Source organism: Stutzerimonas sp. C6.4V (assembly GCF_058536345.1).
In genome coordinates, this window is the sequence record NZ_JBZUBM010000001.1 from 2,281,182 (window position 1) to 2,306,906 (window position 25,725).

At 62.5% G+C, this 25,725-nt stretch carries 20 protein-coding genes; 9 read left to right on the forward strand and 11 right to left on the reverse strand.

Annotation, left to right across the window (positions count from 1 at the left end):
• Positions 1-128: 128 nt before the first annotated feature.
• The 9 genes from nqrM to AC4LFW_RS10760 all read right to left on the reverse strand — a co-directional run bounded on the left by nqrM (position 129) and on the right by AC4LFW_RS10760 (position 9,004).
• Complete coding sequence (gene nqrM, locus AC4LFW_RS10720; protein ID WP_491819034.1) at positions 129-359, reverse strand: (Na+)-NQR maturation NqrM; 231 nt, start codon at positions 357-359, stop codon at positions 129-131.
• Positions 356-1,381 carry an FAD:protein FMN transferase gene (locus AC4LFW_RS10725; protein ID WP_491819035.1) on the reverse strand — a complete coding sequence of 342 codons (1,026 nt, stop codon included), beginning with the start codon at positions 1,379-1,381 and terminating at the stop codon, positions 356-358. Before AC4LFW_RS10725 ends, nqrM begins: the two co-directional genes overlap by 4 nt.
• A gap of 1 nt (position 1,382) precedes the next feature.
• Complete coding sequence (nqrF, locus tag AC4LFW_RS10730; protein WP_491820204.1) at positions 1,383-2,609, reverse strand: NADH:ubiquinone reductase (Na(+)-transporting) subunit F; 1,227 nt, start codon at positions 2,607-2,609, stop codon at positions 1,383-1,385.
• Positions 2,610-2,621: 12 nt separating this feature from the next.
• Positions 2,622-3,230, reverse strand: a complete 609-nt coding sequence (gene nqrE / locus AC4LFW_RS10735) for an NADH:ubiquinone reductase (Na(+)-transporting) subunit E (protein ID WP_014820916.1) — start codon at positions 3,228-3,230, stop codon at positions 2,622-2,624.
• Positions 3,230-3,904 carry an NADH:ubiquinone reductase (Na(+)-transporting) subunit D gene (locus tag AC4LFW_RS10740; RefSeq protein WP_491819037.1) on the reverse strand — a complete coding sequence of 225 codons (675 nt, stop codon included), beginning with the start codon at positions 3,902-3,904 and terminating at the stop codon, positions 3,230-3,232. The genes nqrE and AC4LFW_RS10740 overlap by 1 nt, the downstream gene beginning before the upstream one ends.
• Complete coding sequence (locus tag AC4LFW_RS10745; protein ID WP_491819038.1) at positions 3,901-4,689, reverse strand: Na(+)-translocating NADH-quinone reductase subunit C; 789 nt, start codon at positions 4,687-4,689, stop codon at positions 3,901-3,903. Before AC4LFW_RS10745 ends, AC4LFW_RS10740 begins: the two co-directional genes overlap by 4 nt.
• On the reverse strand, positions 4,682-5,893 hold the full coding sequence (locus tag AC4LFW_RS10750; protein ID WP_491819039.1) for an NADH:ubiquinone reductase (Na(+)-transporting) subunit B: 1,212 nt from the start codon (positions 5,891-5,893) through the stop codon (positions 4,682-4,684). Before AC4LFW_RS10750 ends, AC4LFW_RS10745 begins: the two co-directional genes overlap by 8 nt.
• A gap of 3 nt (positions 5,894-5,896) precedes the next feature.
• Positions 5,897-7,234 carry a Na(+)-translocating NADH-quinone reductase subunit A gene (locus AC4LFW_RS10755; protein WP_491819040.1) on the reverse strand — a complete coding sequence of 446 codons (1,338 nt, stop codon included), beginning with the start codon at positions 7,232-7,234 and terminating at the stop codon, positions 5,897-5,899.
• Between the two features lie 318 nt (positions 7,235-7,552).
• Entirely contained in the window at positions 7,553-9,004 is a 1,452-nt protein-coding gene (locus AC4LFW_RS10760; RefSeq protein WP_491819042.1) for a glyceraldehyde-3-phosphate dehydrogenase, read from the reverse strand.
• Between the two features lie 159 nt (positions 9,005-9,163).
• Between AC4LFW_RS10760 and mfd the strand changes: the two genes are divergently transcribed.
• From mfd to pdeM, 7 genes are all read left to right on the forward strand, one after another.
• Positions 9,164-12,610, forward strand: a complete 3,447-nt coding sequence (gene mfd, locus AC4LFW_RS10765; RefSeq protein ID WP_491819043.1) for a transcription-repair coupling factor — start codon at positions 9,164-9,166, stop codon at positions 12,608-12,610.
• A gap of 48 nt (positions 12,611-12,658) precedes the next feature.
• Positions 12,659-15,943 carry a DEAD/DEAH box helicase gene (locus tag AC4LFW_RS10770; RefSeq protein ID WP_491819044.1) on the forward strand — a complete coding sequence of 1,095 codons (3,285 nt, stop codon included), beginning with the start codon at positions 12,659-12,661 and terminating at the stop codon, positions 15,941-15,943.
• An 85-nt stretch (positions 15,944-16,028) separates the two neighbouring features.
• Entirely contained in the window at positions 16,029-16,589 is a 561-nt protein-coding gene (locus AC4LFW_RS10775; RefSeq protein ID WP_491819045.1) for a hypothetical protein, read from the forward strand.
• 210 nt (positions 16,590-16,799) lie between these two features.
• Positions 16,800-17,816, forward strand: coding sequence for a ligase-associated DNA damage response exonuclease (locus tag AC4LFW_RS10780; RefSeq protein WP_491819046.1), 1,017 nt, complete (start codon positions 16,800-16,802; stop codon positions 17,814-17,816).
• Between the two features lie 76 nt (positions 17,817-17,892).
• On the forward strand, positions 17,893-19,599 hold the full coding sequence (locus AC4LFW_RS10785) for an ATP-dependent DNA ligase (RefSeq protein ID WP_491819048.1): 1,707 nt from the start codon (positions 17,893-17,895) through the stop codon (positions 19,597-19,599).
• A 99-nt stretch (positions 19,600-19,698) separates the two neighbouring features.
• Positions 19,699-22,281 (forward strand): ligase-associated DNA damage response DEXH box helicase, encoded by a 2,583-nt coding sequence (locus tag AC4LFW_RS10790; protein ID WP_491819049.1) that lies wholly within the window; start codon positions 19,699-19,701, stop codon positions 22,279-22,281.
• A 145-nt stretch (positions 22,282-22,426) separates the two neighbouring features.
• Positions 22,427-23,083, forward strand: a complete 657-nt coding sequence (gene pdeM, locus AC4LFW_RS10795) for a ligase-associated DNA damage response endonuclease PdeM (protein WP_491819050.1) — start codon at positions 22,427-22,429, stop codon at positions 23,081-23,083.
• Here the strand turns inward: pdeM and AC4LFW_RS10800 are convergent, their stop codons facing one another.
• Complete coding sequence (locus AC4LFW_RS10800; RefSeq protein WP_491819052.1) at positions 23,084-23,317, reverse strand: hypothetical protein; 234 nt, start codon at positions 23,315-23,317, stop codon at positions 23,084-23,086.
• Between the two features lie 186 nt (positions 23,318-23,503).
• Between AC4LFW_RS10800 and AC4LFW_RS10805 the strand changes: the two genes are divergently transcribed.
• Both AC4LFW_RS10805 and AC4LFW_RS10810 read left to right on the forward strand, forming a co-directional pair.
• Positions 23,504-24,835, forward strand: coding sequence for an erythromycin esterase family protein (locus AC4LFW_RS10805; protein WP_491819054.1), 1,332 nt, complete (start codon positions 23,504-23,506; stop codon positions 24,833-24,835).
• A 3-nt stretch (positions 24,836-24,838) separates the two neighbouring features.
• On the forward strand, positions 24,839-25,510 hold the full coding sequence (locus AC4LFW_RS10810) for a phosphoribosyltransferase (RefSeq protein ID WP_491819055.1): 672 nt from the start codon (positions 24,839-24,841) through the stop codon (positions 25,508-25,510).
• An 8-nt stretch (positions 25,511-25,518) separates the two neighbouring features.
• Here the strand turns inward: AC4LFW_RS10810 and AC4LFW_RS10815 are convergent, their stop codons facing one another.
• On the reverse strand, positions 25,519-25,674 hold the full coding sequence (locus AC4LFW_RS10815) for a hypothetical protein (protein WP_491819056.1): 156 nt from the start codon (positions 25,672-25,674) through the stop codon (positions 25,519-25,521).
• Between the last annotated feature and the right edge of the window lie 51 nt (positions 25,675-25,725).

Sequence of the window (25,725 nt, forward strand, 5' to 3'; positions counted from 1 at the left end):
GTGCGGATGTTTCGACCGACGCGCCTGGGCCCGGGTCGTTGGTCGACCAGCCTCCATGCATTTGGCACCGCAGCTATTGAACTGAGGTGCAGATGACTTCGACCATCGCCTACCATCAACCCTGGCGGCTAGCGCCTGGTTGCGTCGTACGCGAGATCGGTCTTCTCACCCCGGCTCGCCTGCTCATTTACTTCCTCACACTTCTCGCGGCTGCCGCCGCAGATCGAACACTCTTTCTCGATGCCAAGGTTGGCGATACCGCCACAGGATCCGGCGATAGGCTTTCGCCCCATGATCACTCCAATGGACATGCCAAACACGACCAGCAACATTACAAGGAAAACGATCAGCCAAGTCATCTCTCTGCTCCCGCACCAAACAACTCATCAAAGGCTTCGGTGCTTTTGCTAACGAATTCATGTCCTTTACGGACGACGAAGAACGCGGCGATCTTTTTTTGCGCCGCATACGCCAAGCCCCGCTCGGGCCCCATTACCATGAGCACAGTAGACAACCCGTCCGCACGCAATGTCGAGGGGTCGACAACGGTCACTGCCGCCAGGTTGTGCTCGATAGGCGCACCGGTTTGAGGATCAAGGGTGTGCGAGTAGCGCTTGCCGTCACGCTCGAAATAGTTGCGATAGTCCCCGGATGTCGACACGGCATACCCATCCAGCTCAATGACTCGCTGCGCCACACGCTCATTGTCATGCGGGGCCTCGATGGCAATACGCCATGGGGATCCGTCGGGCTTTTGCCCTAGAGCCTTCAGCTCGCCGGTGATCTCCACCAGGTAACGTGTGATGCCGGAGGCCTCGAGATCTGCGGTAACCCGATCCACTGCATAACCTGCAGCGATACTGTTGAAATCGACCTGTACATCGGCGTCCTTGCAGAGTTGCTCACCCCTGATTGTCAGGTGCTGATGGCCGACTCTTTTTCGCGCCGTGGCAATTTCCTCAGCGGAGGGAACCCGCTCGCCCGAACCATGGGGACCAAAGCCCCAAAGATCGAGTAGCGGCTCGATAGTCAGATCCAGGGCTCCGCCACTTTCATCGGAAAGCTGCTGCCCTGCCCGGACGAGATCGCGAATGCCCTCCGGCACGGTCATGCAGGCCCCAGCCGGAAGGGAATTGAACGTCTCGATATCCGAGTCTGCACGATAAGTCGACATTTGCTGGTCGACTTCGGCAAGGATGGACTCCGTCTGGCGCTTGAGTTGCTTGACGGAAACAGGCGCGTCCCCCGCTACGTATTTGACCGAATAGGTACTGCCCATGGTCGGGCCAGAGTAGCTCTCGACCTTCTCCTGAAACAGGCAGCCCGTCAGGGCTGCCGCCAGGGCGACAACGGTGACGGGCTGCAGTAACGCATAGAGCATGCTAGCCGCCAAAGTCGTCGAGCAGGATGTTCTCCGGTTCGACGCCCAGATCGGTGAGCATCTTGATCACCGACGCGTTCATCATAGGCGGGCCGCACATGTAGAACTCACAGTCCTCTGGGGCCGGATGGTCCTTCAGGTAGTTCTCATACAGCACGTTATGAATGAAACCGGTCGGGCCCTCCCAGTTGTCTTCGGGTTGCGGATCGGACAAGGCCAGATGCCACTGAAAGTTCTGGTTCTCAGCCTGCAGCTGATCGTATTCCTCAACGTAAAACGCTTCACGCATCGAGCGAGCGCCATACCAGAAGCTCATCTTGCGCTTGGACTTCAGCCGCTTGAGCTGGTCGAAGATATGCGAACGCATCGGAGCCATGCCCGCGCCGCCGCCAATAAAGACCATCTCGGCATCGGTATCCTTGGCGAAAAACTCTCCAAATGGACCGTAAACGGTAACCTTGTCGCCGGGCTTCAGGCTGAAGACCCATGACGACATCTTGCCTGGTGGCAAATCGTCCTTACCCGGCGGAGGCGATGCAATGCGGATATTGAACTTCACCAGACCGACCTCTTCCGGGTAGTTCGCCATCGAGTAGGCGCGGATCACCGTCTCGTCGACCTTCGACACGTATTTCCACTGGTTGAACTTGTCCCAGTCGCCGCGATATTCCTCCTGGATATCGAAATCCTTGTAGCGGACCTCGTGAGGCGGGCACTCCAGCTGCACATATCCGCCAGCACGGAAGTCGACATTCTCACCCTCCGGCAGCTTCAAGGTCAGCTCCTTGATGAAGGTAGCGACGTTGGGATTGGACAGAACCGTGCACTCCCACTTCTTTACGCCAAAGACCTCTTCCGGAACCTCGATCTTCATGTCCGCCTTGACCGGAGTCTGGCAGGACAGGCGCCACCCTTCGCCAGCCTCACGACGGGTGAAGTGCGATTCCTCGGTGGGCAGCATCTCGCCGCCGCCGCTCTCGACGATGCACTTGCACTGAGCGCATGTACCGCCGCCGCCACAGGCGGACGAGAGGAAGATGTTATTAGCGGCCAAAGTCTGCAGCAGTTTGCCGCCAGCCGGAACGGTAATGGTGCGTTCGCCGTTGATCTCGATGCTCACGTCGCCACTGGAGACCAGCTTGGCGCGCGCCGCAAGGATGATCACCACCAGTGCGAGCACGATAGCGGTGAACATGCCGATGGCGAGGAAAATTTCGTAACTCATCAGTTCATCCCGTCCTTACAGCTGTACGCCAGAGAAAGACATGAAGCCCAGCGACATCAGTCCGATGGTGATGAAGGTAATCCCGAGCCCCTGCAGGCCATCCGGCACATCGCTGTACTTCAGCTTTTCGCGGATACCGGCAAGCAAGGCGATCGCCAGCGCCCAGGACAGACCCGAACCCATGCCGTAGACCACGCTTTCGCCCAGGTTGTAGTCGCGTTCGACCATGAACAACGTGCCGCCCATGATGGCGCAGTTAACGGTGATCAGCGGAAGGAACACGCCCAGCGCGTTGTAGAGGCTGGGTACGTACTTGTCGAGGGTCATCTCCAGGATCTGCACGATCGCCGCGATCACGCCGATGTAGCTCAGCAGACCAAGGAAGCTGAGGTCGACTTCAGGCAAGCCAGCCCAGGACAGCGCGCCGGCCTTGAGCAGGTACGTGTAGATCAGGTTGTTGGCCGGTACGGTAATGGCCTGGACCACGATGACAGCGATACCCAGACCAATGGCTGTCTCGACCTTCTTAGAGATCGCGATGAAGGTACACATGCCGAGGAAGAACGCCAGGGCCATGTTCTCGATGAACACGGCGCGGACGAACAGGCTGATGTAATGCTCCATTAATAAGCCTCCTTGTTCGACACTTGAGGCGCCATCTTGAACGACGGCTTCTCGACCTGGTCGCGCTTCCAGCTACGGATGCCCCAGATGAAGAGGCCAATCAAGAAGAATGCGGAAGGCGGCAGCAGCAGCAGGCCGTTCGGCAGATACCAGCCACCGTCGTTCACTACCGGCAGGATGGTGTACCCCATCAGCTTGCCTGCACCGAACAGCTCACGAATGATGCCGAGCGCGATCAGCATGGCGCTGTAACCGAGGCCGTTGCCAAGCCCGTCGAAGAAGGAAAGCATCGGCGGGTTCTGCATGGCGAACGCTTCGGCCCGGCCCATCACGATACAGTTGGTGATGATCAGACCAACGAATACCGACAGCTGCTTGGACAAGGAGAAAGCGTAAGCCTTGAGCACCTGGTCCACCAGGATAACCAGCGACGCAATGATCACCATCTGCACGATCATGCGGATGGAGCCGGGGATCTGGCTGCGGATCATCGAGATGAACAGGTTAGAGAAGGCCACCACAAGCGTCAGGGCGATGGACATGACCAGCGCCGTCTTCAGGTTGGAGGTGACCGCCAGCGCCGAGCAGATCCCGAGGATCTGCAGGCCGATTGGGTTGTTGTTGAAGACCGGATTGAACAGGACTTCCTTAATGGTAGGTTGCGACATACTCAAGCCTCCCCAGCGCGCAGGCTAGCGATAAAAGGACCGAAGCCGTTTTCGCCGAGCCAGAAGTGCAATAGGTTGTTTACCCCGTTACTGGTCAGCGTAGCGCCAGCAAGTGCGTCGACCTGATGGTCGGCTTTCGGGCTCTGCGGATCGACACCACCCTTGACGATCTGAATCGCCAGCTCTCCGTCGTCGTTATACAACTCCTTCCCTTCCCAGAGGCTGCGCCACTTGGGGTTGTCCACCTCACCACCCAGCCCGGGCGTTTCGCCGTGCTGATAAAAGCCGAGGCCGGCTACGGTATTGAGGTCTTCCTGAAGGGCCAGGAAACCGTAAAGCGTCGACCACAAGCCATAACCGCGCACAGGCAGCACCAGTGTGTCGAGCTCTCCATCGGTTTCGACGATATAGACGACGCTGTAACGCTCGCGACGCTTGATCGAAGCGATGTCCTGCTCCGGCGGCAATGCGTCAGACAGCTGCGGGTCCTTAGCAGCGACCAACGGATCGAAGGTGTTTGGATCAAACTCGTCACTGAACTCACCAGTTTCGAGATTGACCAGCTTGGCAACGATGCGTTCTTTATAGAGCGCCTTGACCTCCGCGCCTGACATGCCGGCTTCACCCAGTCCAGCAATTGCCAGGATGCTGCGCTGCTTGTCGAGCTGGCGGTTTTCCAGCTGGGTCGGTCGCAATGCGACCGCCGCACCCGCGACGAACACCGAGCACACCAGGCAGACCAGCAGGGCAACGATCAGCGTGCGGAAAGTGGATTCTTTTTGACTAGACATTACGCGCCAGCCTCCGCTTGATATTGGCCTGAATGACAAAGTGGTCAATCAAGGGTGCACAGAGGTTGGCGAACAGGATCGCCAGCATCATGCCCTCGGGGAAGGCCGGGTTGACTACACGGATCAGCACCACCATCACACCGATGAAGATGCCGTAGACCCATTTACCGGTATTGGTCATCGCCGCCGAAACAGGGTCGGTGGTCATGTAGATCAGACCAAAGGCAAAACCACCCACCACCATGTGCCAGTACCACGGCATGGCGAACAACGCATTGCTGTCCGACCCGATCAGGTTGAACAGGGAGCTCAGCGCGATCATGCCGATCATGGTGCCGGCAACGATACGCATCGAGGCAATCTTGGTCATCAGCAGCACCGCACCACCGATGAAGATGGCCAGGGTACTGGTTTCACCCAGCGAACCGTGAATGGTGCCGACAAAGGCGTCCATCCAGGAAATGCCGCTCTCCATGATGTTTTCCATGCCGCCGGCAAAACCCAGGCTCAGTGCGGTGGCGCTGGCATAGCCGTCGACCGCGGTCCATACCGCATCACCGGACATCTGTGCCGGATAGGCGAAGAACAGGAACGCTCGACCGGTCAATGCAGGGTTGAGGAAGTTCTTGCCGGTGCCTCCGAAGATTTCCTTGCCGATCACGATACCGAAGCTGATACCCAGCGCGACCTGCCACAGCGGGATGCTGGGTGGCAATGTCAGGGCAAACAGAACCGAGGTGACAAAGAAGCCTTCGTTGACCTCGTGCTTGCGGATGGAAGCGAAGAGCACTTCCCAGAAACCGCCAACGATAAAGGTAACCGCGTAGACGGGCAGGAAATACGCCGCACCCTGGATGAAGTTATCCCAGGCGCTCGACGGATCGAACCCGGCCAATGCACTGATCAATGCAAACTGCCAACCTTCCTGTGCCGCAAGCAGGTCAGGACTCTGCGCATAGATCAGGTTGGCCTGGTAACCGGTGTTCCACATCCCGAAGAACATGGCCGGAAAGGTGCAGAGCCAGACGGTGATCATCATCCGCTTCAGGTCGATGCCGTCACGCACATGAGCGGTGGTCTTGGTCACGCTGCCGGGGCGATAGAGGAAGGTGTCCGCTGCCTCGTAAAGCGCGTACCACTTTTCGTATTTGCCGCCTTTTTCGAAGTTATGCTCGATCTTGTCGAGAAATTCGCGAATGCCCATGCCTTAACCCTCCTTCTCGATACGGGTCAGATTGTCTCGCAGGATCGGGCCGTACTCGTATTTCCCGGCGCAGACGTAGGTGCACAGCGCCAGGTCCTCTTCGTCCAGCTCAAGGCAGCCGAGCTTCTGCGCTACCTCAGTGTCCCCGACGATCAGAGACCGCAGCAGTTGAGTAGGAAGAATGTCCAGCGGCATGACCTCCTCATAGTTGCCAACCGGCACCATGGCGCGCGGGCTGCCATTGGTGGAGGTGGAAAAGGCGAACTTCTTGCCGCCCATCAACTTGGAGATGTAGATATTGAGGATCGAATGCTTGTCGCTACCGGCACGCAGGTAATGCAGCATCTCGCGCTCTTTGCCTTCACGAAGGCAAGAGACCTGCTGGTGATAGCGACCAAGAAAGGCAAACGCGCCGTGTGCCGTGCGGCCGCCGAGAACCGACCCGGAGACGACCCGGTTGGCGCCGGGCTGGAGCTCGCCAGCGGTGAGCTCGTCGAGGTTGGCGCCCAGACGCGTGCGAACCAGACGGGGATTCTCCACGACCGGACCGGCCAGCGAAACCACGCGCTCAACAGACAGCTTGCCCGTGGTGAACAGAGCACCGATGGCGATCACGTCCTGGTAACCGATGCTCCAGACGCTTTTGCTGGCGCTGACCGGATCGAGGAAATGAATGTGCGTCCCGGCCAGGCCCGCAGGATGCGGACCGGCGAAGCTTTCGGTCTTTACCTTGGCAAGCTGCTCGCCTGGCAATGCGGCGCCTTCTGCCTTGCATAGGAACAGCTTGCCCAGGTTGCCGAGCACCCTGAGGCCCGCTTCGAAATCTTCGCTGCGCTCGGTGATGACCACCACCGGATCGGCCGCCAGCGGGTGGGTGTCGATAGCGGTGACGAAGATCGAGCTGGGCACCGCGTCGATGGCCGGCACCTTGCTGTAGGGGCGCGTACGAAACGCTGTCCAGAGGCCCGCCTGCTGCAGGTTCTCGCGAACCTTCTCGCCACCCAACCCTTGCAGCTCAGCAGCGCCGTACTGATTGAACGACACCTCTTCGGCCCCCTCCAGATCGATCACCACCGATTGCAGGACGCGCTTCTCGCCACGATGAACCGCGCTGACCACACCCGCTCCCGGCGCAGTGAACAGGACGCCCGGTGTCTTCTTGTCGGAAAACAGCACTTGCCCCAGCTTAACGCGGTCCCCGACCTGAACCTCCATGGTCGGCTTCATTCCCGGGTAGTCAAACCCTACTACGGCGACGCTTCGAACGGGCCTTGCGGCCTCGATACGCTGCGCCGGCGCACCTGCAATGGGCAAATCGAGCCCACGTTTTATATTGATCATCGGTTCGCCTAACCACTGATTTTAAAAGCTTTTTTTACGAGCCCAGCGGTTTAGCTGAAAGTCGAATGGCACGACGCGCGCCGATAAGGTATCAGCGCGACGCTATGCCGCGGGCCCAGGTAGAAATCCGCCCGATTATAGAGGCCGCGACCCGTGACTGACCACCCAAGGTCTTCCAATTTTTTGACTAGAGACAAGCGGTCATCAGCAACCGACTATTGACGCTCCCGCACAAGCGGCAGTGCCCGCTCTGCTTTTGAGGATGAATAAAACAGAAACGGGAGCCAAAGCTCCCGTTTCTTCATGGCTGCCGAAGGGTCAGCGAGGGAAGGCTGGCGGATTCACTCCAGCCATATCTTCCATCACCCGTACCACCTGGCAGCTGTAGCCGAACTCGTTGTCATACCAGACGTAGAGCACGACACGGTTGTCGCTGCAGATCGTCGCCTCGGCATCCACGACACCTGCATGGCGTGAGCCGACGAAATCGCTGGATACAACTTCCTGGGAATTCACGAAGTCGATCTGCTTCTGCAGATCCGAGTGCATGGCCATCTGGCGCAGGTACTCGTTGATTTCCTCGCGTGTCGTTGCCTTTTCCAGGTTGAGGTTGAGGATAGCCATCGACACGTTCGGCGTCGGAACGCGAATGGCATTACCGGTCAACTTGCCTTTGAGCACCGGCAGCGCCTTGGCCGCGGCAGTCGCAGCGCCAGTCTCGGTGATAACCATGTTCAGCGCGGCACTACGACCCCGGCGGCTGCCTTTATGGAAGTTGTCGATCAGGTTCTGGTCGTTGGTATACGAATGCACGGTTTCGACGTGACCATTGACGATGCCGTACTGGTCGTTGACCGCCTTCAATACCGGAACGATGGCGTTGGTGGTGCAAGATGCAGCGGAAACGATCTTGTCGTCAGCCGTGATCTCGCCGTGGTTGATGCCATGGACGATGTTCTTCAGCTCGCCCTTGCCAGGCGCGGTCAGCACGACGCGGGCAACACCGGGGCACTTCAGATGCTGGCTCAGGCCTTCGGCGTCACGCCACTTGCCGGTGTTGTCCACCAGCAATGCGTTTTCGATGCCGTACTGGGTGTAATCCACCGAGGCAGGATCGTTTGAATAGATGACCTGAATCAGGTTGCCGTTGGCAGTGATGGTGTCGTTCTCGGCGTCGATATGAATGGTGCCTTCGAAGGGACCATGCACCGAATCACGGCGCAGCAGACTGGCACGCTTGACCAGGTCGTTCTCCGCGCCTTTGCGCACGACAATGGCACGCAGACGCAGCCCGTCGCCGCCGCCAGTCTTCTCGATAAGAATACGGGCCAGCAGCCGGCCGATACGGCCGAAACCATAGAGAACCACGTCGGTGCCTTTGTGCACGCCAGTGGTGTTGCGCTTGCCGGCTACCTCTGCCAGCTCATCACGCACGAACTGATCAAGGCTGCGACCGTTACCCTCGGCCTTGAACTTGCCCACGACCTTGCCCAGGTCGACCGAAGCGGCACCCAGGTCCATGCTGCTCATGGTGGTGAGGATCTGATGGGTTTCGTTGACACACAGCTCGGCTTCGTCAGCCTGGCGGTGGCGCGCGAAACGATGGGCCTTGAGCAGTGCGATGACCGAGCGGTTGATCAACCCACGGCCGTAGATGGAAGTCACCACGTTGTTGTTACGATACAGCTGACCAATCAGCGGAATCATCGCTTCGGCGAGGGCTTCTCGATCAATCCATTCACCAAGACACTGGTCGGGCTTCTGAGTCACGGGCAGTTCCTTCCAACATGTAGGGGCTGAGAAAAAGGGCTACATTATGCCGGCGCACCCTAGCGCCGGCAATCTGTGCAGCCGAAACACTGACAGCGTCCCGCGCGGATAGTTACAATCCTGGCGGTCCATTTTTACCGACCGGAGCCACGCCCACTCGTGTCCGTATTGCGCCTTCCGCCCATGCCTGCCGCCAGCGGCAAGCAAACCTGGGGCAACCTTCCTGGAGCCGCGCTGAGCCTGGCCATTGCCGAAGCTGCCAGCAACGCAAATCGATTCACTCTCCTCATTACGTCGGACAGCCAGAGCGCCGAACGCCTGCAGGAAGAGCTCGCCTTCTTCGCTCCCGACCTGCCGGTCCTGCATTTTCCGGATTGGGAGACGCTGCCCTATGACGTCTTCTCACCCCATCAGGACATCATTTCTCAGCGTATCGCGGCCCTCTATCAGCTGCCGGAGCTTACCCATGGCGTGCTGGTAGTTCCCATTACCACGGCGCTACACAGGCTCGCCCCGAAAAGCTTTCTGCTCGGCTCCAGCCTGGTACTGGATGTGGGCCAGAGGCTCGATGTCGATCAGATGCGGGCACGCCTTGAAGCCGCAGGATACCGCTGCGTCGACACCGTCTATGAGCATGGCGAATTTGCCGTGCGCGGCGCGCTGATCGACCTGTTTCCAATGGGCAGCCCCCTGCCCTACCGCATCGACCTGTTCGATGATGAGATCGAAACGCTGCGCACCTTCGACCCGGAGAATCAGCGGTCGGTCGACAAGGTCGAATCGATCCGCCTGCTGCCGGCTCGTGAGTTCCCGTTGAAAAAGGAATCGGTGACAGGCTTCCGCGCGCGGTTCCGCGAGCGCTTCGACGTGGACTTCCGCCGTTGCCCGGTTTACCAGGACCTCTCCACCGGCATTACCCCAGCCGGTATCGAGTACTACCTGCCGCTGTTCTTCGACGAGACCTCGACGCTGTTCGACTACCTGCCGGATGACACCCAGGTGTTCTCTTTACCGGGCATCGAACAGGCGGCGGAACACTTCTGGAAGGATGTACGCACCCGCTACGAAGAGCGCCGCGTCGACCCCGAGCGTCCCTTGCTGCCTCCCGCCGAACTGTTCATGGCCGTCGAGGACTGTTTCGCCCATCTGAAGTCCTGGCCGCGCATCGTGGCCAGCCAGGATGACGTCGAAACGGGCATTGGCCGCGAGCGTTTCCCGGCCAGTCGCTTCCCGGAACTGGCCATCGACGCCAAGGCGCCCGAGCCGCTGGGTGCACTGCGCCGCTTCCTTGACGAGTTCCCCGGCCGCGTATTGTTTACCGCCGAATCTGCTGGCCGACGCGAGGTTCTGCTCGAGCTGCTAGCCCGGCTGAAGCTGCGTCCGCAGGAGGTTTCAGGCTGGCCGCAGTTCGTCGAAAGCAATGAGCGCCTGGCCATCTCCATCGCCCCGCTGGACGATGGATTACTGCTGCAAGACCCCGCCCTGGCGCTCATCGCCGAGAGCCCACTGTTCGGCCAGCGCATCATGCAGCGCCGGCGGCGGGAAAAGGGGCGTGATGCCGGCGAGAACGTCATCAAGAACCTCACCGAACTGCGCGAAGGCGCGCCGGTGGTGCACATCGACCACGGTGTCGGCCGTTATCACGGTCTGGTCACCTTGGAGATCGAAGGTCAGGCTGCCGAATTCCTGATGCTGCAGTACGCCCAGGACGCCAAGCTCTATGTGCCGGTGTCCAGCCTGCACCTGATCGCCCGCTACACCGGCAGCGACGACGCTCTCGCCCCGCTGCATCGGTTGGGTTCGGAGACCTGGCAGAAGGCCAAGCGCAAGGCCGCCGAGCAGGTCCGGGATGTCGCGGCCGAACTGCTCGACATCTACGCCCGCCGTGCGGCGCGCGAAGGCTATGCCTTCGAAGATCCGCAGCTGGACTACGAAACCTTCAGCGCCGGCTTCCCCTTCGAAGAAACGCCTGACCAGCAGGCGGCCATCGAAGCCGTGCGCAACGACATGCTCGCGCCAAAGCCGATGGATCGTCTGATCTGCGGCGACGTGGGCTTCGGCAAGACCGAAGTGGCCATGCGTGCGGCGTTCATTGCGGTGCACAGTGGCCGTCAGGTGGCGGTGCTGGTGCCCACCACCCTGCTCGCTCAGCAGCACTACAACAGCTTCCGCGACCGTTTCGCCGATTGGCCTGTGCGCGTCGAGGTGATGAGCCGCTTCAAGTCCGCCAAGGAGATTCAAGGCGCGGTGCAGGAGCTGGCCGAAGGCAAGGTGGACATCCTCATCGGCACACACAAGTTGCTGCAGGACGATGTGAAGTTCACCAATCTGGGCCTGGTGATCATCGACGAGGAGCACCGTTTTGGAGTGCGCCAGAAGGAGCAGCTCAAGGCGCTGCGCAGCGAGGTCGATATCCTCACCCTCACCGCCACGCCTATCCCGCGCACCCTGAACATGGCGGTAGCGGGCATGCGCGACCTTTCGATCATCGCCACGCCTCCGGCGCGACGGCTGTCGGTGCGCACCTTCGTCATGGAGCAGCAGAACTCGGTGATCAAGGAGGCGTTGCTGCGTGAGCTGCTGCGCGGCGGCCAGGTCTATTACCTGCACAACGACGTCAAGACCATCGAGAAGTGCGCCGCCGATCTTGCCGAACTGGTGCCCGAAGCCCGCATTGGCGTGGGCCACGGCCAAATGCGCGAGCGCGAACTCGAACAGGTGATGGGCGACTTCTACCACAAGCGCTTCAACGTGCTGATCGCCTCGACCATCATCGAGACCGGCATCGACGTACCGAGCGCCAACACCATCATCATCGAGCGCGCCGACAAGTTCGGCCTCGCTCAGCTGCACCAGCTGCGCGGCCGGGTTGGCCGTAGCCACCACCAGGCCTACGCCTATCTGCTGACGCCGCCGCGCAAGGCCATGACGCCCGACGCCGAAAAGCGCCTGGAAGCCATCGCCAACTCGCAGGATCTCGGTGCTGGATTCGTCCTGGCTACCCATGACCTGGAAATCCGTGGCGCGGGCGAGTTGCTCGGCGACGGCCAGAGCGGACAGATCCAGGCGGTCGGTTTCACGCTATATATGGAAATGCTCGAGCGTGCGGTCAAATCCATTCAGAAAGGCGAGCAGCCGAACCTCGATCAACCGCTCGGTGGCGGGCCAGAGATCAATCTGCGCGTTCCAGCGCTGATACCCGAGGACTATCTGCCGGATGTCCATGCACGACTGATTCTCTACAAGCGCATCGCCAACGCTGCTGACGAGAACGGCCTGCGTGAACTGCAGGTCGAGATGATCGACCGATTCGGCCTGCTGCCTGAACCTGCCAAGCACTTGGTCAGGCTGACCCTGCTCAAGCTGCACGCGGCCAGCCTCGGCATCACCAAGATCGACGCCGGGCCTCAGGGTGGGCGTATCGAGTTCGCTGCGGACACCAGCGTCGATCCGATGGTGCTGATCAAGCTGATCCAGAGCCAGCCCAACCGTTACAAGTTCGAAGGCGCCACGATGTTCAAGTTTCAGGTGCCGATGGAGCGCCCGGAGGAGCGCTTCAATACACTCGAAGCGCTGCTCGAGCGCCTGTCGGCTGAAAAGTCATAGGGATGACGGCCATCTGCTTTTTCGAGCCGACCATGCGGCGCTTTGTTGATGTCCGGTAGTTTTCTGCCACATCTGCCGTATGGCTGGCAGCTGCCGTTCTCCGACAACGCCCTGGCCAGAGGCCGGCAGTACGCCGCGGAGAACAGGGTCAAGGTCGGGCGGCAAGATGCCCGTTACGTGGAAGCGACCTGCCGCGGCTCAGGCGGCAATGTCTATCGGCAGTCACTCCAGCTGTCGCGCGACGACCGGCTGACCTGCCTGTGCAGCTGTCCGGTCGGCCTGAATTGCAAGCATTGCGCCGCACTGATTCTCACGCTCGAAAGCCAGACAGAGCGAGAGCCGGCTGACTCCGGAGACCAGGCCAATGAACGCTTCCCCGGGACTATCGAGCAATGGTTATCCAGGCTTCCCGGGGCCATGGGCGACCCTCTACAAGCCGGCCAGCAGTGGTGCCTTCATTATCGAGTTGTTGCCGACACCTGCATCGAGGTCTACAAGCTTCGCCTGCGCGAGGATGGCAGCTTCGGCGAGAGAAGCCCTTATTTCGGCATGCGCGAGGCCAGCTATCGGCAACCCGGCTTCATGCAGGCCCTGGATCTGCGTATCGCCGCGCTGATGACACTCGCCCGTACGTCAATGGGCAATGGCTTCACGCTCGACGGCAAACACGGCGGCGAAACCCTGCGCCTGGTGCTTGAAAGTGGACGTGCTTTCCTGGACTGGCATCAGCCTCCGCTGCAGCCTGGACGCTCCCGTCAGGCACGCTTCAACTGGACTCAGCGCGCCGACGGCAGCTACCAGCCAAGCCTCGACCTGGGTGGACACAACGCCAAGCTGCTCACGGCCGTGGACCCGCTGTACTACCTCGACGAGCAGGAAAACGAGGTAGGCCTGATCGACCATGGCTTGCCCATGCCGCTGGCACGCCACCTGCTCGACGCACCCTCGGTTCCAGCCGCCAAGGCGGCCCTGTTCAGCCTGACGCTGAATGAGATAGCGCCGCAGCTGCCAGCGCCCGCGCGGCCCGAGGAGCATCGGGTCGATGACGTGTTGCCAGTTCCACGTCTCAGCCTGGGCAGCCATCATTCGGTCATCTACCAGCCAGGTAGCGGGCGCATGGTGGGTGACCACCAGCATAGGGCCGGGTTGAGTTTCCTCTATGGCCAGGCAAGCGTGCATGGCAAGGCCAAGACAGGTGACCGCATCCGCCAGACTGAAGGCTCACGGGTCATCAGCATGGCGCGCCAGCCCGATGCGGAGCAGGCGCTGCGCCAGCAGTTGAAGCAGCTGGGTTTTCGCCCCTCTCTGCGCCAGAGCCAGGCGCTGCCGAAGGACTCTGCGGAAATGTTCGAACTGGCCAATGACGCGGCCTGGCTGCATTTCACCCAGCTGCAGTTACCCCAGCTGCGCGAGCAAGGCTGGCAGATCATCATGCAGCCTGGCTTCGCCTATGACCTGACGCCGGTCGATGCCTGGTATGTCCAGATAGACGAACCGTCCGATCCCAGCTGGTTCGACCTGGAACTGGGCATCATCGTCGAGGGTGAGCGGATCAGTCTGCTGCCGGTCCTGCTCGGCCTGATCCGCCGCAACCCGGCCCTGCTCTCGGCCCAGGCCCTGGCTCAGCGCACCGACGACGAAACCCTGAGGGTGCAGCTGGACAAGCGCCGCGCCGATGACGATCAGCCGCTGCAGGTGCTGTTGCCCTTTGGCCGCCTCAAGCCCATCCTGGCCACCCTCGCGGAGCTTTATCAGGGCCAATCCGCAGGCGAAAACCTGCGCCTCGGGCGCGCCGATGCGGCACGCCTGGCCGGGCTCGATTCGCTTGCGCTGCAATGGCACGGCGGCGAACACCTGCGTGACTTCGCTCAGCGGCTGCGTGACTACCGCCAGCAGCCCGTCAGCGCTCCGGTCGGCTTGCATGCGCAACTGCGGCCGTATCAGCTTGAAGGTTTGCGCTGGATGCAAACGCTGCGAACACTCGAGTCCGGCGGCGTCCTCGGCGATGACATGGGCCTGGGAAAGACCCTGCAGACGCTTGCCCACCTGCTGCTGGAAAAGGAATCAGGGCGCATGGACCGGCCCAGTCTGGTTGTAATGCCGACCAGCCTGATCCCCAACTGGCAGGACGAAACGGCTCGCTTCGCACCCACCCTGCGGGTGGCCACACTGCACGGCACGGCGCGTCAGCAGCTTTACGAGCACCTCGGCGAATACGACCTGCTGTTTACCACTTACGCCTTGCTGCCCAGGGACATCGAGCTGCTCGCCGAAACGCCCCTGCATGTACTGGTACTCGACGAAGCACAGAACATAAAGAATGCGAGCAGCAAGGCAGCCCAGGCTGCCGGCCGGCTGAACGCTCATCAGCGCCTGTGTCTCACCGGCACTCCGCTGGAAAATCACCTGGGCGAGCTGTGGTCCCTGTTCCACTTTCTCCTGCCTGGCTGGCTGGGCGATGCCAAGCGCTTCAATCGCGACTACCGCAAGCCTATCGAAAAGAGCGAGGACGCCGATCGTCTGCAGCACCTCACGAGCAGGATCAAGCCCTTCCTGCTCAGGCGGCGCAAGGAACAGGTGGCCCATGAACTGCCCCCGAAGAATGAAATCCTGCACTGGGTGGAACTGAGTCCGGCCCAACGAGACCTGTACGAAACCGTGCGGCTGGCCATGGACAGCAAGGTTCGCGAAGAGATTGATCGCAAGGGGTTGGCGCGCAGCCAGATCGTCATTCTCGACGCGCTGCTCAAGTTGCGCCAGGTCTGCTGCGACCTGCGGCTGGTCAAGGGCAACGCAGCCAAAACGGCACGCGGCGGTACCTCGGGCAAACTCGACAGCCTCATGGAAATGCTCACCGAACTACTGGCCGAGGGACGCCGCATCCTGCTGTTCTCGCAATTCACCTCGATGCTTGCCCTCATCGAGGATGAACTTGACCGCCGAGCCATCGGCTACGTTCAGATAACCGGTGCGACCAAGGACCGGCGCACACCCGTCAAGCGCTTCCAGAACGGGGAAGTCCCGCTGTTTCTGATCAGCCTCAAGGCTGGTGGCACCGGCCTGAACCTGACCGCCGCTGACACCGTGATCCACTACGACCCCTGGTGGAACCCGGCCGCCGAAAACCAGGCGACCGACCGCGCGCATCGTATCGGCCAGGACAAGCCCGTGTTCGTTTACAAGCTGATCGCCCGCGACACGGTAGAAGAAAAGATTCAGCAACTGCAGCGACGCAAGGCGGAGCTGGCCGCCGGCGTCCTGGATGCAGCCAACCCGGCCGGCTGGCAGCTGGACCCAGCTGATATCGAGGCGCTGTTCGCGCCGCTGCCTTGAGCGGTACCGCGCTGCCCCACGATGCTTTCACGCCCCAGCCGGAGCCTCTATCATCGGTTCGGGCCCAGCCTCAAGGATATCCAGCATGAGTCGCTATGAGATTGCATTTTCCGGAGAACTCGCCCCAGGCGCTACGCTCGAGCAGGTAGAAGCCAACCTGAGCCGGCTGTTCCAGGCTGATGCCCAGCGTATCGCCGCGCTCTTTTCGGGGCGTCGCGTGGTCATCAAGCAGGACCTCGACCATGCAAGTGTCGAGAAGTATCGCCAGGCCATGGCTCGCGCCGGAGCGGTAGCCGAGGTTCGGCCCATGCCGGTCGAAGTCGAGGAGATCGAGCTGGCGCCACCGCCAACCGAAGCCTCAGTGACCGCCGCTCAGCCGACCAGATCCAGTCCCGGGACTGCACCAGGCCCTTTGCACGTCACGCCGCGCGACGAATACATGGCCGCCTTTGCCGATGTCGAGGCGCCCGACTTCGGCATCGCGCCGGTCGGCGTCGACCTGCACGACGCCAGGCCCGCAGCCCAGCCGCCCGTTGTCGACCTGTCCAAGTTCAGCCTCGCACCGGTGGGCAGCGACATGAGCGATCGCCGCCGCGCCAGCGATGCGCCCGTGCCGGATACCTCACACCTGAAACTGCTGGACTGATATAGACGCCTAGGTAACCGACGCAAGCGCCTCCGGCGATTCCATCCTACGAACCCAAAAGCAATGCCCAGTCAACGTAGGTTGGATTAGCCAGAGGCGTAATCCGACGTTTGAGGCTGATCGGACCGACCGCCGCCCCGACCCGCCACAACCGAACTCGCAGCGCTGCGCCGTGCTCCAATCCTGCAAGTCCGCAAAGTGCCTTTTTTCATGGATCTCGTCGTCTCCCGCCCCGAAGGTCTCTACTGCCCGCCCGGTGATTTCTATATCGATCCCTGGCGTCCGGTGGACCGGGCCGTCATCACCCATGCACACGGCGACCATGCGCGCTGGGGCATGGGCCACTACCTGGCTTCAAGCGACAGCGAAGGCATCCTCCGTTCACGGATAGCGGCCGACATGCCCTTGCAGACGCTGGCCTACGGCGAGTCCATTGAGCACCACGGGGTAAGGCTCAGTTTCCACCCCGCCGGCCACGTGCTCGGCTCGGCGCAGGTGCGATTGGAATACAAGGGTGAAGTCTGGGTGGCGTCGGGCGACTACAAGGTGGAGCCGGACGGCACCTGCGCGCCTTTCGAGCCGGTGCGCTGTCACACATTCATTACCGAATCGACCTTCGGGCTGCCCATCTACAAGTGGCCGTCCCAGGCCGAGGTGTTCCGCGATACCAACGACTGGTGGCGCGCCAACGCGGCAGCCGGGCGCGCCAGCGTGCTGTTCTGCTACGCCTTCGGCAAGGCCCAGCGGATTCTGCACGGGCTCGATGAAAGCATCGGAACGATCGTGGTTCACGGTGCGGTGGAGCCGCTGAACAAGGTCTACCGCGAAGGCGGCATCTACTTGCCGCCAACCGTCTATGCAGGCGACCTGAAAAAGGGCGACCCTCGTTTGAAACACGCGATCATCCTCGCGCCGCCTTCAGCCGGTGGCAGTACCTGGATGCGCCGCTTCGGCGACTATGCCGACGCCTTCGCCAGTGGCTGGATGATGCTGCGCGGTACCCGTCGTCGCCGCGGCGTCGATCGCGGATTCGTCCTGTCGGACCACGCCGACTGGCCCGGCCTGCTGTGGGCCATCGAGCAGACCGGCGCGGAACGGGTCATGGTAACCCACGGCTCGGTTGCGGTACTGGTGCGCTACCTCCGTGAGATGCGCGGCCTCGATGCCCAGGCCTTCGAGACCGAATACGGCGAAGAGGATGACACCACCTCCCAGGAGGCCGAATGACCTGCAGCCATGCCTTAGGGGTCCGCAGGATTGAGCATGCTCGCGAACAGGCCTCAGCCGTGAGAAGTTGGCCAGAATGAAAGCCTTCGCCACCCTCTACAGCCGTCTCGACGCAACCACCTCGAGCAATGCCAAGCTCGCCGCCATGCGTGATTATTTCCGCGAAGCCGATCCGGCCGACGCTGCCTGGGCGGTCTACTTCCTTTCCGGCGGACGCCCCCGCCAACTGGTGCCGACCCGCGTGCTGCGCGAGACCGCGATGCAGGCCTCGGGCTTGCCGGAGTGGCTGTTCGAGGAGAGTTATCAGGCGGTCGGCGACATGGCCGAGACCATCTCGCTGCTGATGCCAGAGGCCGAGCACAGCTCAAACGAAGGGCTGGCCGTCTGGCTGCAGGACAAGCTACTGCCGCTGCGCGGCCTGCCGCCGGAAGAACTGGCTGAGCGCCTACCCATGCTCTGGGCGCAGCTGGACCGGCTCAGCCTGATGGTTTGCATCAAGCTGATCACAGGGGCCTTTCGTGTCGGCGTCTCGAAACTGCTGGTCACCCGCGCGCTGGCCTCGCTGGTCGATCTTGACCCCAAGCGCGTGGCGCAGCGGCTGGTCGGCTACACCGACCTGTCCCACCGTCCCAGCGCCGAGGGCTATCTGGCACTGATCGCCGACGAATCCGAGCACGAGCATGCACAACGTGGCGGCCAGCCCTACCCTTTCTTCCTTGCCCACCCATTGCAGGCACCGGTCGAGAATTTCGACACCTTGCTCGGCGCCCCGGAAAACTGGTTCATCGAATGGAAGTGGGACGGCATCCGCGCCCAGCTGGTCAAGCGCGATGGGCATATCTGGGTCTGGTCGCGTGGCGAGGAACTGGTCAGTGAACGTTTCCCGGAGCTCTGCGAACTGGCCAGCTGCCTGCCGGACGGCACGGTCATCGATGGCGAGATCCTGGTCTGGAAGCATGCCCCGGAGACCCCGGCCGGCGAGCTGTTCGACGCCGCCAGCACCGGCGAGCCCAGCGCCGGTGCCTTCGGCGTGCAGCCCTTCGCCCTGCTGCAACAGCGCATCGGCCGCAAGAACCTGACCGCCAAGGTGCTGCAGGATGCGCCGGTGGCGGTGCTCGCCTATGACCTCCTGGAATGGCAGGGCGACGACTGGCGGCAGCGTGCCCACCACGAGCGCCGGCAACAACTGGAAACCGTGGTCCTGCAGTGTCCCAACCCTCGGTTGATGCTTTCGCCATTGGTGAGCGGAACGGATTGGCAGGACCTGGCCCGCCAGCGCGAAGCCTCCCGCCAGCTGGGCGTGGAAGGCATGATGATCAAGGCACGCGCCGCCCAGTACGGCGTCGGTCGGACCAAGGACGTCGGCGTCTGGTGGAAATGGAAGATCGACCCCTACTCCGTCGACGCCGTGCTGATCTACGCCCAGCGTGGCCACGGTCGCCGCGCCAGCCTATATACCGACTACACCTTTGCCGTCTGGGATGGCGAGCCGGGCGACCCGGAGCGCAAGCTGGTGCCCTTCGCCAAGGCCTATTCGGGGCTGACCGACGAGGAAATGCGCAAGGTCGACGCCATCGTGCGCAAGACCACCGTGGAAAAGTTCGGTCCGGTCCGCAGCGTGACGCCGACCCTGGTGTTCGAGCTTGGTTTCGAAGGCATCGCCGCCAGCAGCCGGCACAAGAGCGGCATCGCCGTGCGCTTCCCACGCATGTTGCGCTGGCGTCTCGACAAGCCGGTGGATGAGGCTGATACGCTGGAGACGCTGAAGGAACTGCTTGGATGATCTGCAAGGCCCGCCACACTACTCCGACAATCGCCATCTGCGCGGCCAAGGCCGCGCCCACAGGGCAAGCCTCGCACTCGGGCTTCAGCAGGCTGCCCCATGAATGATGCAACCGAACTGTTGAGCGAGCAGTGGTTCACCCGTCGCGCCTGGCGGCCCTTCCCGTTCCAGCAGGAGGTCTGGCAAGCGATAAGGGATGGCGAATCCGGGCTGCTGCACGCCACCACCGGCTCCGGCAAGACCTACGCCGTCTGGCTCGGGGCGCTGAATCGCTTTTCGACCAAGGCGCCGCCTTCCACCACGAGGGACAAGCCGGCGCCTTTGACGGTGCTCTGGATCACCCCGATGCGCGCGCTGGCCGCCGACACCGCCCGCGCTCTGCAGGCCCCGCTGGACGACCTCGGCATCAACTGGAGCATCGGCCTGCGCACCGGCGATACCAGCGGTGCCGAGCGAGCGCGCCAGGGGCGGCGATTGCCCAGCGCGCTGGTGACCACACCGGAAAGCCTGACCCTGCTGCTGACCCGCGCCGACGCCCGCCAGGCCTTTGCCGGGCTGCGCATGCTGGTGGTGGATGAATGGCACGAACTGCTGGGCAACAAGCGGGGCGCGCAACTGCAGCTGGCGCTTGCGCGGCTGCGCCAGTGGATGCCGGAGCTGATCGTCTGGGGGTTGTCCGCGACGCTGGGCAACCAGCCCCATGCGCTCGAGGTGCTGCTGCATCCGGGTAGCGGCAAGCTGGTGCAGGGCAAGGTGGACAAGGATCTGCGCGTCGATACGCTGCTGCCGCCGAGCATCGAGCGCTTCCCCTGGGCAGGCCACCTCGGCCTGCGCATGCTGCCGCAGGTAGTCGAGGAGATCGACTCCGCCGCGACCACCCTGGTGTTCACCAATACCCGTTCGCAGTCGGAGATCTGGTACCAGGCGCTCCTCGAAGCGCGTCCCGACTGGGCCGGACTGATCGCCTTGCACCACGGCTCCCTGGCGCGCGAGGTGCGCGACTGGGTCGAGCTGGGCCTCAAGCAGGGTGCGCTCAAGGCCGTGGTCTGCACTTCCAGCCTGGACCTGGGGGTCGACTTCCTGCCGGTCGAACGCGTCCTGCAGATCGGCTCGCCCAAGGGCGTGGCCCGGCTGATGCAGCGCGCAGGGCGCTCCGGCCATGCACCGGGGGGCACCTCGCGGGTCACCCTGGTGCCGACCCACAGCGTGGAAGTAGTGGAAGCGGCCGCCGCGCAGGTCGCCATAGCCGAGCGGCGGATCGAGGCCCGTAGCGCACCGCACCGCCCGCTCGACGTGCTGGTGCAGCACCTGGTGAGCATGGCCCTGGGCGGCGGTTTTCGGCCTGATGAATTGTTCGCCGAAGTTCGCCAGGCCTGGTCGTACCGGGAGCTGACCGATGACCACTGGCAGTGGGCGCTGGCCTTCGTCCGCCATGGCGGGCATTCGCTGACGGCCTACCCCGACTATCAGCGGGTCGAGCCGGACGAAACCGGCCTCTGGAAAGTACCCAGTCGCCGCGTGGCGCTGCGCCATCGCATGAGCATCGGCACCATCGTCAGCGATGCCAGCCTGACGGTGAAATTCTGGGCCAAGGGGGGCAGTGGCCGCTCGCTGGGCACCATCGAGGAAGGCTTTATCGCCCGTCTGCGGCCCGGCGACAACTTCCTCTTCGGTGGACGATTACTGGAGCTGGTACGGGTCGAGAACATGACCGCCTACGTCAGCCGCGCCACAGGCAGGAAGGCTGCCGTGCCACGCTGGAATGGCGGTCGCATGCCGCTGTCCAGCGAATTGGCCGATGCGGTGGTCCAGCAGCTCGGCGATGCGTCACGCGGCAGCTTCGCCAGCCCCGAGATGCGTCTGGTCGAACCCCTGCTGCGTGTGCAGATGGACTGGTCGGCCCTTCCGACCGAAGCCACGCTGCTGGCGGAGGTCATGAAGTCCCGCGAGGGCTGGCATCTGTTCCTCTACCCCTTCGCGGGTCGCCATGTGCATCTTGGGCTGGCCAGCCTGCTGGCCTGGCGCATGGGCCAGCGCCAACCGCTGACCTTTTCCATTGCCGTCAACGACTACGGCTTCGAGCTGCTGTCGGCCACCGAGGTGGACTGGCTGCACTGGCTGACGCCCGCCTTGTTCAGCCAGCACGACCTGCTGCATGACGTGCTCGCCAGCCTCAACGCGGGCGAGCTGGCACGCCGGCGTTTCCGGGAAATAGCGCGAATCGCGGGGCTGGTCTTTTCCGGCTACCCCGGCGCCCAGAAAAGTGCCCGTCAGCTGCAGGCCTCCAGCGGCTTGTTCTTCGACGTGTTTCGTCAATACGACCCCGCCAACCTGCTGCTGACCCAGGCCGAGGAGGAAGTGCTGCGCCAGGAGCTGGAGGTCGAACGACTGGAACAGACGCTTACCCGGCTGCAGCAGCGTCAGCTGGACATCCATCTGGTCAAGCGCACCACTCCCCTGGCGTTTCCGCTGATGGTCGAGCGCTTTCGCGAGAGCATGACCTCGGAAAAACTGGCCGATCGCATCCGCCGGATGGTCGCCGAACTGGACAAGGCCGCCGGGCCCGGTGGCTACCAGCCGCAAGCGGATGAGGGCATTGCTGTAGAACGCGAAACCAGCCCCAGGCGCAAACCGCGAGTTACCAAGGACGGCACGCCGAGAGCGAAAAAGGCGAAACGATAGCGGGCGTTTCGCCCCGGCATCGCCGAGCACTGCCGCGCAAGCTGTTAAGCAGGGCGTGGGGCGGTCAACCGAGCGTTGACCTGGTTCCGGCGACCCTGACGCCGGACGCTGTGAACAGCTAAACGCCCGCGATAAACTCCGCCGCATGACCCCACACCTATCCATCGAGCTCCAACAGACCGAGCTCTGGCTGCTCGCCGACAAGGCCGTCTACTGGCCGGAACTGCAAGCGCTACTCATCGCTGACATCCACTTCGGCAAGGCTGCGGCCTATCGTAGTCTCGGCCAGCCGGTGCCTCACGGCACGACCCAGGCCAATCTGCAACGCCTCGACGTCCTGCTTGACCGCTATCGCTGCGAACAGCTGATCTTCCTGGGCGATTTCCTCCACGCGCCGGAATCGCAGACGCCCGCCACGCTCAGCCAATTGCACGAGTGGCGCGCCAGACACCTGGGGCTGGCGATCACACTGATCCGGGGCAACCACGATCGTCGCGCCGGTGATCCGCCAGCCAGCCTGGGGATGAACGTCGTCCCCGAGCCGCTGCTGCTCGGCCCGTTCGCACTGCAACACGAACCCGACCCACACCCTACCCATCACGTCCTCGCAGGCCACCTGCATCCGGCGTTCCGCCTGCGCGGTCGCGGCCGCCAGTCGTTGCGTCTGCCGTGCTTCTGCATAGGCACAGCGGTCAGCTTGCTGCCGGCATTTGGCAGTTTCACCGGCATGATGGAGGTCGACGCCGATCGGGACCGGCGTCTGTTCGTGGTCGGGGACGATTGTGTCTGGCAGGTGGCCTGATCAGGCCTGGGAAATGCCGGTTACGGTAATACCGAAGCGTTCGGCCAGGCGCGTGGCGGGTGTCTCTTCCAGGTCGGGATCGTGCTCATAGGCATCATCCTCGCCGGCATAGTCCTGCTCGGCCTTGCGGGTAACCAGCTCGACTGCCTCGTCTATGTCCGGCTGGCGATCGGACTCGGTCCGGAGGATGGCCGTGTTGCCGTCTTTGCTGTAAGCGATGATCCAGGTCGTCATGGGTGCCCCCTCGTTTCTTAGCGCTTTCAGCGGAAACCGCTCGCCTATATTGGCGTCGCTTCTGTTAGAGACTAGTCCCTCGCATCTAGTTCTGCCGCTTGTGCTTGATCCGATGACCCGCCGGACGGTCTGAACAGGGCCGTCCAGCGCCGGTCATCCCTATGGAGCAGAACAGGAGCCGAGGACATGTCCGCATCCCGCCCGCAACCTGGCACGTTGACTGAAGAGCAGCTGGTCGAACTGCTGCGTCGCCACGCCACCGCTCTCCCGCCCATCGGCGACGAACATTTCGCAGATGCGTTCGAGCCGTTGGCAGACGCAAGGGTCGTGCTCATAGGCGAAGCCAGCCATGGCACATCCGAGTTCTACCGTGCCCGTGCCGCCGTCACGCAGCGGCTGATCGAACGGCACGGCTTCTCCATCGTCGCGGCGGAAGCGGACTGGCCGGATGCAGCCAGGATCGACCGCTACGTGCGCCAGCACGAGCCGCCTGCCTGGGTGGAAGAAGGCTTCAAGCGCTTTCCGACCTGGATGTGGCGCAACCAGGAAGTAGCCGACTTCGCCTCCTGGCTGCGTACCCATAACGACTCGCTTGCTGCCGAGCAGCGTGTCGAGTTTCGTGGGCTCGATGTCTACAGCCTCGGCTCCTCGATTCAGGAGGTGCTCGGCTACCTTGACCAGGTCGACCCGCAGGCTGCCAGTGCCGCTCGCCGGCGCTATGGCTGCCTGAGCCCCTGGCACGATGAGCCGGCCGTCTATGGCCACAACGTGATGCGCGGCGAGCCGTCCTGCGAAGACGCGGTGGTCGAACAGCTGCGCGCCTTGCTCGATCAGCGCCTGGAATACCTCGAAAAAGACGGCAGCAATTTTTTCAATGCCGAGCAGAACGCACGCGTCGTGCTCGCAGCGGAGCAGTATTACCGCGCCATGTACCAGGGTTCGACCGAGTCGTGGAATCTGCGCGACCGGCATATGTTCGATACCCTGCGCGCCTTGCTGGAGCATCGCGGGAATGGTGCCAAGGCAGTGGTCTGGGCACATAACTCCCATATCGGCAATGCCGCCTCGACGTCCATGGGCTGGGGCGGGGAATTCAACATTGGTGAGCTGTGCCGCACCGCGTTCGGTCGAGATGCGGTACTGCTGGGCATGGCCACTGATCGCGGCGAGGTAGCTGCCGCTGATAACTGGGATGAGCCCATGCAGATCAAGCAGGTCCGCCCCTCTCGCCCGGATAGCTGGGAGCAGCTGTTCCTGCGTGCCGGGCTGCCGGCTTCGCTGACCGCTTGGCGGGACAATCCAGCACTTCGCGAAGCACTGGCCAGACCGCGCCTCGAGCGCGCCATCGGCGTCATCTACCGTCCGGCTACTGAACGTCAGAGTCATTATTTTCAGGCCATACTTTCCGAACAGTTCGACGCCCTGCTCTGGCTCGAACAGACCACAGCCGTCAGACCGATCGGCCCGCAGCAGATCGACGAAGAGAGCGTTCCGGATACCTACCCGTTCGGAGAGTGAGCCATGCGCGCCTTCATGCCCGAATCCCCACTGTTTCGCGACCGCAGCCATGCTGGCCAGGAGCTGGCAGACGCCCTGCAACATCTAACAGACAGCAATCCACTGGTTCTCGCCCTGCCACGTGGCGGCGTACCCGTCGCCTTCGAGGTGGCGCGTAAGCTGGCCGCGCCGCTTGATCTGGTGCTGGTACGCAAGATCGGCGCGCCGGGGAATGAAGAGCTGGCACTGGGCGCGGTAATCGACGGCGCCGAACCGAAGTGGGTGATCAACCAGGAACTGCTGAACCAGATCGCGCCGCCACCCAACTGGTTCAGCGAGGAAATGAGCCGTCAGCTGACGGAGCTGGAACGGCGACGCCAGCGCTATTGCGGCGAACGACCGGCACCCGTCATTACGGATCGTTGCATCATCGTGATCGACGACGGCATTGCTACTGGAGCCACGGTGCGAGCGGCCCTCAAGGGACTGCGGCAGTCGAAACCAGGCAGGATCGTCCTGGCGGTGCCGGTTGGCCCGCGTGACGTGATCGAGATGCTTCGGCCGGAAGTGGATGAGCTGGTCTGCCTGCAGATGCCCGAGCCGTTCATTGGCGTGGGTTGTCACTACGGCAACTTCGAACAGACCAGCGACGAGCAGGTGGTCGACCTGCTCGCACGGGCCGCTGGTCAGGCATGATACAGCTGTCAGGCTACCGGGTCTGGCGGTGGCTGATCCGGAATAGTCGGCTCGCCGGGCTCGCTCGGCAGGTCCGGCACGCCAGGCTCTTCAGGGTCACCGGGCACGCCCTGGGCATGCCAGCTGAGCGTATCGATCTCGTCCGAATAACGTGTGGTTTCCATTTGAGTCCTCCTGCTGTAACCGAAAGCCCGGTCGGGCTGTAGCAGTAGAGG